Source organism: Marinobacter sp. (assembly GCF_039977835.1).
Classification (GTDB): domain Bacteria; phylum Pseudomonadota; class Gammaproteobacteria; order Pseudomonadales; family Oleiphilaceae; genus Marinobacter.
Genome location: NZ_JBDWCL010000060.1, coordinates 17072 through 29535 on the forward strand (window position 1 = coordinate 17072; position 12464 = coordinate 29535).

General features: G+C 56.6%; 13 protein-coding genes. 5 read left to right on the forward strand and 8 right to left on the reverse strand.

Translation table 11 applies throughout. From position 1 onward, the window contains the following. Positions 1–39: 39 nt before the first annotated feature. From ABJM11_RS16755 to ABJM11_RS16775, 5 genes are all read right to left on the reverse strand, one after another. Complete coding sequence (locus tag ABJM11_RS16755; protein WP_348293679.1) at positions 40–426, reverse strand: RidA family protein; 387 nt, start codon at positions 424–426, stop codon at positions 40–42. A 103-nt stretch (positions 427–529) separates the two neighbouring features. Continuing rightward, a complete protein-coding gene (locus ABJM11_RS16760) occupies positions 530–2677 on the reverse strand; it encodes a RelA/SpoT family protein (protein ID WP_348293681.1) in 2148 nt (715 codons plus the stop codon). Between the two features lie 166 nt (positions 2678–2843). Next, on the reverse strand, positions 2844–3056 hold the full coding sequence (gene rpoZ / locus ABJM11_RS16765; protein WP_036203173.1) for a DNA-directed RNA polymerase subunit omega: 213 nt from the start codon (positions 3054–3056) through the stop codon (positions 2844–2846). A 92-nt stretch (positions 3057–3148) separates the two neighbouring features. Continuing rightward, entirely contained in the window at positions 3149–3778 is a 630-nt protein-coding gene (gene gmk / locus ABJM11_RS16770; protein ID WP_348293684.1) for a guanylate kinase, read from the reverse strand. Between the two features lie 91 nt (positions 3779–3869). Further along, positions 3870–4736 (reverse strand): YicC/YloC family endoribonuclease, encoded by an 867-nt coding sequence (locus tag ABJM11_RS16775; protein ID WP_348293686.1) that lies wholly within the window; start codon positions 4734–4736, stop codon positions 3870–3872. 201 nt (positions 4737–4937) lie between these two features. On the opposite strand from ABJM11_RS16775, the gene rph reads away from it, so the two are divergent. Beyond that, on the forward strand, positions 4938–5654 hold the full coding sequence (gene rph / locus ABJM11_RS16780; protein ID WP_348293688.1) for a ribonuclease PH: 717 nt from the start codon (positions 4938–4940) through the stop codon (positions 5652–5654). 81 nt (positions 5655–5735) lie between these two features. Here the strand turns inward: rph and ABJM11_RS16785 are convergent, their stop codons facing one another. Then, a complete protein-coding gene (locus tag ABJM11_RS16785; protein ID WP_348293690.1) occupies positions 5736–6542 on the reverse strand; it encodes an exodeoxyribonuclease III in 807 nt (268 codons plus the stop codon). A gap of 81 nt (positions 6543–6623) precedes the next feature. On the opposite strand from ABJM11_RS16785, the gene pyrE reads away from it, so the two are divergent. Together pyrE and ABJM11_RS16795 are read left to right on the forward strand one after the other, a co-directional pair. After that, positions 6624–7262, forward strand: coding sequence for an orotate phosphoribosyltransferase (gene pyrE, locus ABJM11_RS16790; RefSeq protein ID WP_348293691.1), 639 nt, complete (start codon positions 6624–6626; stop codon positions 7260–7262). An 82-nt stretch (positions 7263–7344) separates the two neighbouring features. Next, complete coding sequence (locus ABJM11_RS16795) at positions 7345–7992, forward strand: DUF4124 domain-containing protein (protein WP_348293693.1); 648 nt, start codon at positions 7345–7347, stop codon at positions 7990–7992. 87 nt (positions 7993–8079) lie between these two features. Here ABJM11_RS16795 and ABJM11_RS16800 read toward each other — a convergent pair whose 3' ends face one another. Continuing rightward, positions 8080–8502 (reverse strand): hypothetical protein, encoded by a 423-nt coding sequence (locus ABJM11_RS16800; RefSeq protein WP_348293694.1) that lies wholly within the window; start codon positions 8500–8502, stop codon positions 8080–8082. Positions 8503–8725: 223 nt separating this feature from the next. Between ABJM11_RS16800 and ABJM11_RS16805 the strand changes: the two genes are divergently transcribed. Continuing rightward, positions 8726–9208, forward strand: a complete 483-nt coding sequence (locus tag ABJM11_RS16805) for a fibronectin type III domain-containing protein (RefSeq protein WP_348293695.1) — start codon at positions 8726–8728, stop codon at positions 9206–9208. A gap of 4 nt (positions 9209–9212) precedes the next feature. On the opposite strand, the gene ABJM11_RS16810 is transcribed toward ABJM11_RS16805, so the two are convergent. Continuing rightward, positions 9213–9554: a DUF2782 domain-containing protein gene (locus ABJM11_RS16810; RefSeq protein WP_407070009.1), complete on the reverse strand. Its 342-nt coding sequence runs from the start codon at positions 9552–9554 to the stop codon at positions 9213–9215. A 123-nt stretch (positions 9555–9677) separates the two neighbouring features. Between ABJM11_RS16810 and polA the strand changes: the two genes are divergently transcribed. Next, a complete protein-coding gene (gene polA, locus ABJM11_RS16815) occupies positions 9678–12422 on the forward strand; it encodes a DNA polymerase I (protein WP_348293696.1) in 2745 nt (914 codons plus the stop codon). The last annotated feature ends 42 nt before the right edge of the window (positions 12423–12464 follow it).

Here is a 12464-nt window from a genome sequence, read left to right on the forward strand (position 1 = left end):
CCTGCAGGAGGCCGCCTCATCGATTCGCGGGAGAGGCAATCAGCTCAGTACCATCACCGCTTCCATCTCTACCGGAACGCCCTTGGGCAGGGCGGCCACGCCTACGGCAGCACGGGCCGGGTATGGCTCCTGGAAATAGGTGGCCATAATTTCGTTCACCGTGGCAAAATTGCTCAGGTCAGTCATATAGATATTGACCTTGACGATGTCCTTGAGCTCTCCACCGCTGGCCTCGCACACAGCCTTGAGGTTTTCGAACACCTGGCGGGTCTTGGCGGCGAAGTCGCCTGCTGCAACCTCCATGGTCTCCGGCACCAGTGGAATCTGCCCGGAGATATAGACAGTATCGCCAGCCTTGACGGCCTGGGAGTATGTACCAATAGCCTGCGGTGCGCTTTCAGTCTGGATTACGGATTTATTGGTCATGACCTCGGAGCCCTCTGTTTCAAAACGCCAATCCTCACCTCTGGGCCGCTAACCTGTCAACAAGCGGAAGGTCGCGGCTCGGGCCTGTTGATTGTTCATTGCTTCAGTGTCTCACCCGGTTTATATGGGTGACCGCACGAATATTCCGGATCCGCCGCATTACCCTGGCCAGGTGCCTGCGTCCGTTCACGTGAACCACCAGGCTTACAATACCCAACCTGGCATTCTGCTCTTCGACGTTGATGCGTTCGATGTTGCCATCTGCCATGGCCACGGCGTTGGCCAGCTCTGCAATCACGCCGCGCTGGCGTTCCAGCTCGACCCGAAGCTCGACGGAAAACTCGTTGGCAATGTCTTTCGCCCACTTCAGGTGGGTCAGACGCGCCCGACCCTCGTCGTCTTCCGGCAACTTGGAGCAGGTATCCGAATGGATCACCATGCCCTTTCCGGAATCCATGACGCCCACCACCGGGTCCCCAGGGATTGGTTTGCAACAGCTGGCAAAGCGAACCAACAGGCCCTCAGTGCCCCGTATGGTGACCGGGCTGTTGTCGGATTTGTCCATGACAGGGGCCGATGCGACATCCGACTCTTCGCCCTCAACGCTGCCACTGACCAGTTGCCGGGCAACCAGGTAGGCCATGCGATTACCCAGGCCAATATCGCTGATCAGGTCGTCGAAGCTGTCCACCTGGTTATGATTGACCACAGCCTGAACCTGGTGCTCACTGATCCTGGAAAGGCTCGTTCCGAAGCCCTTGAGCGACTTCTTGAGCAGCGTTTTGCCAAGCTCCAGGGACTCGGCCCGCTTCTGGTTCTTCAATACGTGGCGGATGCTGCTGCGTGCCTTGCCGGTAACCACGAAACTGAGCCAGGCAGGATTCGGCCGGGCTCCCGGCGCTGTAATAATCTCCACCGTCTGGCCGCTTTGCAGAGGCTGGCTCAGTGAGCCCAGCGTACGGTTGATGCGACAGGCCACACAGGCATTACCAATATCGGTGTGTATGGCATAGGCGAAGTCCACGGGAGTAGCCCCGCTTGGCAACTCCATGATCTTGCCTTTGGGCGTGAACACATAGATTTCGTCCGGGAACAGATCCACCTTTACGTGCTCGATGAATTCCAGCGAATCGTCCGCCCGTTCCCGCATTTCCATCAGACCTTTTACCCAGCGGTCAACCCGTGACTGATTAACGCTGGTCACGTTGGAAGGTTCGTTCTTGTACATCCAGTGCGCCGCAATACCATTGTTGGCAATGTGCTCCATCTCCTCGGTGCGGATCTGGATTTCGATATTCACATGCATGCCAAAGAGGGTGGTGTGCAGCGACTGGTAGCCATTGGCCTTGGGCATGGCGATGTAGTCCTTGAAGCGCCCCGGCAGTGGCTTGTAGAGGCTGTGCACGGCACCAAGGATGCGGTAACAGTCATCTTCGGTATCAGTGATGATCCGGAAGGCGTACACATCCATGATTTCATGAAAGGACTTCTGCTTGAACTTCATCTTGTTGTAGATGCTGTTCAGATGTTTTTCCCGGCCCAGGATCCGTCCCGGCAGACTGCGCTCTTCAAGTTTCTCCTGCAGTTTGCCCCGGATGTCATCAATAATTTCCCGGTGACTGCCCCGCAGTTTTGCGACCGCCTTGGAAATGTACTTCGAGCGCATCGGATACAGCGATGCAAATCCCAGGTCTTCCAGCTCGGTACAGATCGAATGCATGCCCAGGCGGTTGGCAATCGGCGCGTAGATATCAAGCGTTTCGTTGGCGATGCGCTGGCGTTTCTCATAGGGCATGGGGCCAAGAGTGCGCATGTTATGCAGGCGGTCGGCGAGTTTGACCAGGATCACACGGATGTCCCGCGCCATGGCCAGAGTCATTTTCTGGAAGTTCTCGGCCTGGGCCTCGGCACGGGAGCGGAATTCAATCTGGGTCAGCTTGCTGACGCCGTCCACCAGTTCTGCCACGTCTTCACCAAACTGCTCCGCCAGCGCATCCTTGGGAATACCGGTGTCTTCAATGACATCGTGGAGCATGGCTGCCATCAGGCTCTGGTGGTCCAGCTTCAGGCCGGCAAGAATATGGGCAACCGCCAGAGGGTGGGTTATGTAACGGTCACCGCTTTTGCGCATCTGCCCTTCATGGGCCTGTTCGGCATAATAGTAGGCTCTTCGCACCTGATTGATGCGATTGGTATCAAGATAGGTACTTAGCTCGTTGGCCAGCACATCAACCGTTGCCTCTGCCGACACCGCGCCTCCGTGGGATACTGAATTTCAGGGATAAAAAAACCCGAATGCATGCATTCGGGTCCTTCCGACGTACGTCCGGTAATGCTTATAGATACACTATAAAACCGCAGTACCAGATTTCAATGCTTGCGACGGGTTAACAGAAAAATATTCCCGCCAAGGCACCCTACTCGTCGTCGTCCTCGGTGAGGAGATCACGACTGATCTTGCCTTCGGCAATTTCGCGCAGGGCAATAACGGTTGGCTTATCGTTCTCTTCGGCAACCAGTGGCTCGAAGCCTTTGGTTGCAATCTGGCGGGCGCGTTTGGTGGCCAGCATAACCAGCTGGAACCGGTTATCAACGTGCTCAAGGCAATCTTCAACGGTAACTCGTGCCATAACTTCCCCGACAATAGCAATAATGACTGATTTCAGCAGACCGCGTAGTTTAGTCTTTCTGGTTCAATTTGTATACAGGCAAAGCATCCGGCTCACTCAGCTGAAAGCCTGGCCAGCAATCCGGAATGTCGCACCTGCTGCACCTGCATGCGTAACCGCTGACTGCGGACAATCGACAATAGATCCTCAAGAGCGATCCCGAAATCGTCGTTGACCACCAGATAGTCGAACTCCAGGGCATGCCTGCATTCGTCCGACGCCTCCTTCAGGCGGCGCTCAACCACTTCAGGCGCATCAGTACCACGACCCGTCAGGCGTTCTTCCAGTGCTTCCCGCGTTGGCGGAACAATGAAAATACTGACACAGCCAGGCATCAGCCGGCGTACCTGCTCTGCCCCCTGCCAGTCAATTTCCAGGATGACATCCTTCCCTCTGGCCAGGGTCTGGTTCACCCAGACCTGAGAGGTACCGTAGTAATTCCCGAAAACATCCGCGTGCTCCAGAAAATCACCCCGGGCAATCATGGCCTCGAATTCGTCACGGCTGACGAAGTGATAATTTATGCCGTCCTGCTCCCCCACCCGCATGGGCCGCGTTGTGTGGGACACGGAAACGCCGATTTTCTCATCCTGCTCCAGCATTCCTGCCACCAGGCTGGTTTTTCCGGCGCCCGAGGGTGCGGAGATCACATACAGCGTGCCTTGTTCTGATTCGTGGCTCATGGGGAAAACAACTCCGGAGCTTGACTGATTTTCAGCTGGCGCGGGAAAAACCCACCACCACAATACTGGCGAGGGCGGGATTATACGGTTTTTATTCCAGGTTCTGCACCTGCTCCCGCATCTGCTCGATGAGCACCTTCAGATCGACAGCGGCCCGGGTTACCCGGGCATCAATACTTTTGCTACTGAGCGTATTGGCTTCACGGTTGAGTTCCTGCATCAGAAAATCCAGGCGGCGACCGATGGCATCGTCACTCTGAAGGGTTTCCGACACTTCGGTGATTTGGGCATCCAGCCGGTCCAACTCTTCGGCCACGTCGCTTTTCTGGGCCAGCATCACCATTTCCTGGGCTATGCGATCTGGGTCGATCTCCACCTTCGCCTGTTCGAAACGATTTTTAAGGTGTTCCTCCTGGGCACGGATTAATTCCGGCATGCGCTTGCGCACCTCGGAGACCAGTTTACCCATGGTGCCCAGCCGGTCCTCAAACAGCGGCCGCAGACGCTCGCCTTCCCGCTCCCGGACCGTTACAAGCTCACAGACCGTGCGTTCGAAAAGCTCGCCTGCTGCTCTGCGGGCCGGGCCGTAGTCCTGTTCGGTGGAGGCAAGCACACCGGGCCACCTGAGAATATCCAGGGCGCTGATGTGCGCCGGGTTATCAAGCATCTTGTTGATGTGATTCGCCGCCTCGTTCACGGCATGGGCCACATCCTCATCGATTTCGAAACCCCGGGAGAGGCTTTCCGTTGTCTGCAGTCGAATGGCTACATCCACCTTGCCCCGGCACAGTTGTTTGCGCAGCTGTTCGCGGAAACTGTTCTCCAGTTCCCGGAGGGCCTCCGGCAGTCGGAAGGACGGCTCCAGATAACGATGGTTGACCGTGCGAATCTCGCAGGTAAGCGTGCCCCAGTCCTCCTGGGTATCCTGGCGGGCAAAGGCCGTCATACTTCTGATCATGGTGACTCCGCGTTTGCAAAGTAGCAGAAACTTCAGTTTAGCAGGGTCACTGCCCACACAGCGAACAGGCGCCCCGAACTGCGTGTTATACTCCCCCGTCTTTCGATACTGCAATCGACCGGGACTGACGGCCCGCCTGGCTAATTCATTAACCCGGCGGGCAATTTCCCCGGACACTCACTACTGATACCAGGAATGACTATGAGACCGAGCGGAAGAACGCCGGAACAATCCAGAGATATTCGCATCACGCGTCACTATACCCGCCACGCCGAAGGCTCCGTACTGGTGGAGTTCGGTGACACCAAAGTGATCTGCACCGCCTCCATTGAAAACAAGGTTCCACCTTTTCTTCGCGGCGAAGGCAAAGGCTGGATCACCGCTGAATACGGCATGCTGCCCCGCTCCACCGGAAGCCGCATGGGTCGGGAAGCCGCCCGCGGCAAACAGGGTGGTCGTACCGTGGAAATCCAGCGCCTGATCGGCCGCTCCCTGCGTGCGGCGGTGGACCTGAGCGCCCTGGGTGAGCACTCGATTACGATCGACTGTGATGTTATCCAGGCTGACGGCGGCACCCGCACAGCGGCTATTACCGGTGGCTGCGTGGCGCTTGTGGATGCACTGAACCACCTGGTCAAGGAAGGCCGGTTGAAGAAGTCGCCGCTGAAACAAATGGTGGCGGCATTTTCTGTGGGTGTCTACAAAGGTACCCCGGTTCTGGATCTGGATTACCCGGAAGACTCCGAAGCCGAGACGGACATGAACGTGATCATGACGGATCAGGGCGGGTTCATTGAGATTCAGGGAACGGCCGAGGGTGCGCCATTTGAGCAGGAAGAGCTCGATGGCATGTTAAAGCTGGCCAAGCTGGGTATTTCGCAGTTGTTTGAGGCGCAGAAGGCAGCTCTAGCCAGCTAAGGTGCAACCTTTCCGCGTGTCCGGAGAGGATCTCTTTTCCGGACACGCTAACTTCCAGCAAGTCCTCTGACAGGCGTCAAATCAGAAGCCAATCTCGATGTCGTAGTCCATAACCACCGGCGCGTGATCGGAGAACCGGGTGCTGTCATCGATCCAGCCATCGCTGATGGTCTTTCGGATGCCCGGTGTCAGAAGCTGGTAATCCACACGAATGCCGGCATTCTTGCGGGAACCCTCGGCCTGCTCCGGCCACCAGGTGAACTGATTGCTTTGCTTGTTGATATCACGGAATGCATCAACACAGCCCATTTCATCAAACAGGCGGTCCAGCCATGCCCTTTCATGGGGCAGAAACCCGGAGAAATCCAGCTTGTGATACAGGGGGCTGGCGTCGGTCACGTGGTGAGCTGTCTGCAGGTTGGCGCAGAAGATGAACTGGCGGCGCTTGCGCAGGGTTTTCTGCATATGGAGGCCGAACGCTTCCATGAAGTCGTCCTTGTGATCCAACACGGTCAGGTCGTCATCACCAATCAGTTCCTCTTCCCGCCCAAGGGCGCATGGAGAGAGAACACAGGCAACGGACACCTTGTCAAAATCCGCCTGGATAAAGCGGCCCTCGCGGTCGGCCTGCTCGTTGGCGAAACCATACATGATAGCTTTGGGAAAGTGGCGGGTGTAGATGCCGACACCACCGTCTTCATTCCGCTCGCCGTCAATGAAATAGGCTTCGTAGCCCTCCGGGATAAGGTTGTAGTCCTCGATCTCGTAGGCCCGCATGCGGTGGTCCTGAACGCAGACCACGTCAGCGTCCTGCCTGGCCAGCCATTCAAAGAAACCTTTTTCAACAGCCTGGGCCAGGCCATTGACGCTGATTGATACTACCCGCATACGTGTTCCCTGATTCGGTTTGTGTGTATGATACCGGTTTTACGCGTTAATTAAAGATCCACACCCGCCAGAAGCCCTGTCATGTACGACTATCAGCAACAGTTTATTGAATTTGCCATTCGCCGTAATGTTCTTCGTTTTGGCGAGTTCACACTCAAATCCGGCCGCACCAGCCCCTATTTTTTTAACGCAGGACTGTTCAACACCGGGGAGGACCTGCTTGAGTTAAGCAAGGCCTATGCCGCAGCCCTGCAACGCAGCGGGCTGGATTATGACATTATTTTCGGCCCTGCCTATAAGGGCATACCGTTGGCGACTGTAACCGCAATGGCACTGGCAGCGGATGGTGAGAACAAGCCTTTTGCCTTTAACCGCAAGGAGAAGAAGGACCACGGTGAAGGCGGCACTATTGTCGGCGCCCCGCTACAGGGTAAGGTACTGATTGTTGATGATGTTATCACTGCCGGCACGGCTATCCGGGAATCCATCAACATTATTCGTGGCGCAGGCGCAACTCCTGCCGGGGTATTGATTGCCCTTGATCGGCAGGAACGCGGCGCGGGCGAGCTCTCTGCGATACAGGAAGTGAAGAAGGAATTTGGCATCCCGGTTGTCAGTATCATTACGCTCAACCAGGTGCTTGACTACCTGAAAAGCAGGCCAGGTTTCGACGAACATGCCCAAAAAGTCGCTGCTTATCGGGATGAGTACGGCGTCTGAAACCGGGCATGGTTTATCTCCCAGCTTTTGTTATGCTTCTTGCTGACACAATTCGTTTCTAGCGGAGCATCAGTCCATCACCATGAACCGTCTGACCAGGTTTTCAATCGCTGTATCTGCCGTGGCCGCATTGATGATGGCCACCATTGCAGAAGCCAGGATGTACCGTTACACGGATGAAAACGGCCAGGTTGTCATCAGCAACACCATTCCCCAGGAAGCCTCCAGAAGAGGCTACGACATCCTCAGCAAAAACGGGCGCGTCATCGAGACGATTGATCCCGAGCCCACCGAAGAAGAAATAGCTGCCAGAGAGGCGGAAGAAAAGCGCAAGGCCGAGGAAGCACGGCAACTAGAACAGGATCGCAAGCTGCTGGAGCGCTTCAGCCACCCGGACGAAGCTGTGCGTGCAATGCACAGAAAAATCCGGGAACTGCAGGGGCTGACTCAGCTTAAAAAAGGCAATATTTCCGTTATCGACAGCCAGCTGGACAGCGAGCAAAGCCGGGCAGCAGACCTCGAACGCTCCGGCCGCGACATTCCGGAAGCCACACTTGAGAAGCTAAGGCGGCTAGAGGCACAGATTCGGGATATCGAACGGGAGATCACCTCTCAAAACGCCGACATCAAGGCTTTGAGGGAACAGTTTGAACAAGATATCGAACGGCTTGAGGAAATAACGGGGAAGGAAAGAACCCTCCCGCTGGACCCGGATGAGGCAGAGAAGTAACAGCCAGACTTCCCCTGATCAGACCGGGCACAAAAAAGGTCACCTTAACGGGTGACCTTTTTAGCTTACCGAACTTCCGTCTGCGAATCAGGCAGTGGCAGAAGCTTTCTTGGCAGTGCTGGTGCTCTTGCGGGCTGTGGTTTTGCGCGCAGCCGGCTTCTTGGCCTGAGCAGTGGCCTTGGTGGACTGAGCGACGCTGGTCACTTCATCCGCCGCGTCGGAAACTGCATCAGCACCTTCCGCCGCTTCTTTTTCCAGTTTGGCTACCAGATCAGCGGCAAAGCTGCCGAAACGGCTGTTCAGATTACGCAACTGGTCAAACAGGTTTTCACTGTAGCCATAGTAACGGCTACGCAGGGTCTTTACGCTGTACTCGCGTGCTTCTGACTCCAGCTTTTCAGCGTATTCAAAAGGCTTGGAAGACAGCTTCTTCTGCTGCTCTTCTGCGGCATTGATACCCTTCTCTACGATGTCCTGCAGTTGTTCCTGATAGCTCTTGAGTTTACCCATAATGGATCTCCTTGGTTTGTGGATGCATAGCGTTAAATAGTTGCATCGTCTCGGCCGGCGAATCTGCACCGACCTGTGATTACAGGAGCCACACTACGGCTTTAAATTAGAATGTTCATACTAAACCCGGTTGTTTTCGTTTTTTCGATATGCGAACTGCTCACTTGATCATTATTTCCGTTTGGGCATAATTTGCGCCGACTATCGCATGACGAGACACACCATGGAAGGAACGAAAATCAACCGGAGAACTGCTGGCAAGGCGTCACTCCGCACAATGCTCGCTTTGGGACTGCTCCTGCTGGGACTGGCCGGCTGCCAGGAAGACTCCGGAGCCTCGCGGGCGGCCTCCAGCCAGGCTAATGAGGTGTCGGCGAAACGGCTTGATAATGCCATCTCTTCTTTTCGCGACACGCTTGGACAATCCGGCGAAGATTCCCCGGCTCCCAGAGCCTTGCGCTGGGAAGCTCCGCTGACCAGGGAAGACGGCTCCCGCCTCTATTCCGATGACATCAGTGGCTATCGCATTTATTATCGGCTGCGTCACGAAAAGAGGTTTGATGTGATCCGACTGCCGGGCGGCGCCGACGCCGAATACCCGCTGGACAGTTTCCCTCCCGGCGCTTACGAATTCAGCATCACGACCATTGACGACAACGGCCTCGAAAGCCGGCGCTCTGACGCCATCGTGGTTGATCTGATCTGAACCGTTACCAACGGAAAATAACCCAGCTGGGTACCAGCATGTCGGTTTCACTCTCACGTATCCAGCCGCCGCCATCAGCGGGCACCAGGTAGTACTCGGGGCCCACCTCGGGCACGACCTTGATCTCCATCAACTGGCCGTTGACCCGGTATTCATAGAACACTTCATTCTCACCGGGGCGGATGACAATCTGGGGCCCGCCGGCCGATGGCTGGTAGTCCGATACCACCAAAGGTTCCTGGGGTGTCTGAACGACGTCGCTGCCCTCCATGCCTTCCTGTGCCAACACAGGCCCCCACAACAGCCCCAAGACAAGTCCCGAGCAGGCGCTAAATTTGATTTTCATGTTACTCTTCCATTCAGTTTAAGGACGCTCAAAGCCGCCCTGACACTTCGAACCAATGCCGTCGTACTGTCAGAGTTGCACAAGCCATTCAATGCTTCAATCAGAATCCGGATCCGCTTTGATATGACACAACAACAGACTCCGCCCGTGGTTCTTGTCGACGGCTCGTCGTACCTTTTCCGCGCCTATCACGCCCTTCCTCCGCTGATGACCAGCAAAGGGCACCCTACGGGCGCCATCAAGGGCGTTATCAGCATGATCCGGAAGCTGGAACAGGACTTTCCCGGCTCAAAAATGGTGGTGGTGTTCGATGCCAAGGGCAAGACCTTCCGCAACGACCTGTACGAGGATTACAAGGCGACCAGGCCACCAATGCCTGACGACCTGGCCGTACAGATCCAGCCCATCCATGAGATGGTTCGCGCCATGGGCCTGCCACTGCTGATTGTCAACCGAGTGGAAGCCGACGACGTCATCGGCACCCTTGCAGACGAGGCCACAAGCAAAGGAATTGACGTGGTGGTCTCCACCGGCGACAAGGACATGGCACAGCTGGTGAGCGACCACGTTACCCTGATCAATACCATGACAGACACGCGCATAGATCGTGACGGAGTAGTGGCGAAATTCGGTATTGCGCCGGAACAGATCGTGGACTACCTGGCGCTGGTGGGGGACAAGGTAGACAACATTCCCGGGGTGAACAAATGCGGCCCGAAAACCGCCGTTAAATGGCTGCAGACCTGGAATAACCTGGACGACATTATCGAGCATGCCGATGAAGTGAAGGGCAAGATTGGCGAGTACCTCCGGGAGGCCAAAGAGACCCTGCCACTGAGCCGCGAACTGGCCACCATCAAGACCGATGTTGAGCTTGAATTCGGGCTGGAAGATCTCAAGCTGAGAACGCAGGACGACGCGAGTCTGCTCGAACTGTTCCGAGAGTACGAACTGCGCTCCTGGATTGCGGAACTGGAGGAGGCTGACAACAATGACGCTTCCAGCCAGGAGGACAACAACACCGGCAGCGGCAGCAACAACCAGCCTGCCCCGAAAACGAACAGGTACTCTGTGATTACCGACCAGGCAGAGCTGGACGAATGGGTCGACCGGCTCGGCAATGCCCCGTTGTTTGCATTCGATACGGAAACCACCAGCCTGCGTTACATGGATGCTGAAGTCGTTGGCGTTTCATTTGCTATCGAAGCTGGCGAAGCGGTCTATGTTCCTTTCGGCCACGATTATATGGGCGCACCGGAACAGCTGGACCGGGATAGCGTACTGGCGCAGCTGAAACCGCTGCTGGAGGACCCGAAAAAAGCCAAGCTCGGCCAGAATCTCAAGTACGACAAGAACGTTCTGGCCAACCATGGCATCAGCCTGGAAGGCATTGCCGAAGACACCATGCTGGAGTCCTACGTGCTCAATTCAGTGGGCTCACGTCACGACATGGACTCGCTGGCCATGCAGTACCTTGGCGAGAAGACCATCACCTTTGAATCCATTGCCGGCAAAGGCGCCAAACAACTGACGTTCAACCAGATTGACCTGGACCAGGCAGGCCCCTACGCCGCCGAGGATGCTGACATCACCCTGCGCCTGCACCAGGTGCTGCGCCCGCAACTGGAGAAGACCGGCCGGCTGCAAGAGGTATACGAGCGCATTGACCTGCCACTGGTGCCGGTGCTCTCCAGGATGGAACAAAGGGGCGCCATGATCAGCGCCAGCACTCTGCGCAAGCACAGCCAGGAGCTGGCCGAGCGGATGGCAGAGCTTGAGAGAGAGGCCCACGAAGAAGCCGGTGAAGCCTTCAATCTCGGGTCCCCCAAACAACTGCAAGCCATCTTCTACGACAAGATGGGACTGCCTGTGGTCAAGAAAACACCGAAAGGTGCCCCATCCACGGCCGAACCCGTGCTTCAGGAACTGGCCCATGAGCACGCCCTGCCCCGGCTGATTCTGGAGCATCGCAGCCTGAGCAAGCTGAAATCCACCTACACCGATACCTTGCCGGAGCTGATTCATCATCGCACCGGCCGGATCCATACCTCCTACCATCAGGCGGTGACGGCCACCGGCCGGCTATCGTCGTCGGAGCCTAATCTGCAGAACATCCCCATCCGCAGCGAACAGGGGCGTCGTATCCGCCAGGCCTTCGTGGCACCGGACGGCTACAAACTGATGGCGGCAGACTACTCCCAGATTGAATTGCGGATCATGGCCCACCTGTCTGGCGACAAAGGCCTGTTGACTGCGTTCGAGAAAGGCGAGGATATCCACCGTGCAACGGCGGCGGAAGTGTTTGGCGTGACAGTGGAAGAGGTTTCCGCTGATCAGCGCCGCAGCGCCAAGGCCATCAACTTTGGCCTTATCTACGGTATGTCGGCCTTCGGCCTCGCCCGTCAACTGGATGTGGGCCGTAACCAGGCCCAGGAATACATTGATCGTTATTTCGAGCGTTATCCCGGGGTTCTCCGTTACATGGACAACATCCGCAAGCAGGCACACGAGGACGGATACGTTGAAACTCTCTACGGCCGCCGCCTTTACCTGCAGGAGATCAACGCCCGCAACAAACAGATGCAACAGGCCGCAGAGCGCACTGCCATTAACGCCCCCATGCAGGGAACCGCGGCGGATATTATCAAGCGGGCAATGGTCAGCGTGGAAGACTGGCTGCTGGCCAATCACAGGGATGACGCCCGGATGATCCTGCAGGTGCACGACGAACTGATCCTTGAAGTGCGGGAGGCCGCGGTGGACAGGATTCGCGAAGGCCTGGAGCAGCGCATGTCAGCTGCAGCGACGCTGGACGTTCCCCTGTTGGTGGAAGCCGGCGTCGGCAACAACTGGGACGAAGCCCACTAGACCACCCTGCCGCGCGCCGGTTTGGGGCATTCCCTAAAGGAA

Bases quoted from the DNA above. Each gene is read 5' to 3' on its own strand.
- ABJM11_RS16785 (WP_348293690.1), bottom strand. From the start codon at position 6,542: ATGCGGGTAGTATCAATCAGCGTCAATGGCCTGGCCCAGGCTGTTGAA.
- ABJM11_RS16805 (WP_348293695.1), top strand. From the start codon at position 8,726: ATGGAAGGAACGAAAATCAACCGGAGAACTGCTGGCAAGGCGTCACTC.
- ABJM11_RS16810 (WP_407070009.1), bottom strand. From the start codon at position 9,554: ATGAAAATCAAATTTAGCGCCTGCTCGGGACTTGTCTTGGGGCTGTTG.
- ABJM11_RS16800 (WP_348293694.1), bottom strand. From the start codon at position 8,502: ATGGGTAAACTCAAGAGCTATCAGGAACAACTGCAGGACATCGTAGAG.
- rpoZ (WP_036203173.1), bottom strand. From the start codon at position 3,056: ATGGCACGAGTTACCGTTGAAGATTGCCTTGAGCACGTTGATAACCGG.
- polA (WP_348293696.1), top strand. From the start codon at position 9,678: ATGACACAACAACAGACTCCGCCCGTGGTTCTTGTCGACGGCTCGTCG.
- gmk (WP_348293684.1), bottom strand. From the start codon at position 3,778: ATGAGCCACGAATCAGAACAAGGCACGCTGTATGTGATCTCCGCACCC.
- ABJM11_RS16755 (WP_348293679.1), bottom strand. From the start codon at position 426: ATGACCAATAAATCCGTAATCCAGACTGAAAGCGCACCGCAGGCTATT.
- ABJM11_RS16775 (WP_348293686.1), bottom strand. From the start codon at position 4,736: ATGATCAGAAGTATGACGGCCTTTGCCCGCCAGGATACCCAGGAGGAC.
- pyrE (WP_348293691.1), top strand. From the start codon at position 6,624: ATGTACGACTATCAGCAACAGTTTATTGAATTTGCCATTCGCCGTAAT.
- ABJM11_RS16795 (WP_348293693.1), top strand. From the start codon at position 7,345: ATGAACCGTCTGACCAGGTTTTCAATCGCTGTATCTGCCGTGGCCGCA.
- rph (WP_348293688.1), top strand. From the start codon at position 4,938: ATGAGACCGAGCGGAAGAACGCCGGAACAATCCAGAGATATTCGCATC.